Source organism: Corynebacterium sp. HMSC078A10 (genome assembly GCF_001811565.1).
Lineage (GTDB): Bacteria > Actinomycetota > Actinomycetes > Mycobacteriales > Mycobacteriaceae > Corynebacterium > Corynebacterium hesseae.
In genome coordinates, this window is sequence record NZ_KV805181.1 from 1 (window position 1) to 253 (window position 253).

Genomic DNA, 253 nt, shown 5'->3' on the forward strand with positions numbered 1-253 from the left:
CGGTTGGTGTATGCCGGATGGCGCTTTTCCTTTAGCGGCGTCATTGTAAATAATATAAGTTGTTTGGGCGTAAATGATTTAAAATCTTCTGACTTAGGCCAGCCTCCTTTGTGCCCCGTCGGGTTGGGGGTTGGTTTCGAGATTTTTTCTTTATGTAATTTTTGGATAGCCAGTTCAGGTGACACTGCTTTTTGTGGTGTTGTTTGTTGTGGTTTGTCTTTTTGTCTAGGTTTGGGCTTTTCACGGCCTTTTT

Annotated in this window: 1 protein-coding gene; it reads right to left on the reverse strand. The window is 43.1% G+C overall.

Annotated elements, in window-relative coordinates:
• Positions 1 to 253, reverse strand: a 253-nt coding sequence (locus HMPREF2808_RS13450; RefSeq protein ID WP_168165064.1) for a hypothetical protein, incomplete at both ends; no start/stop codon positions are given.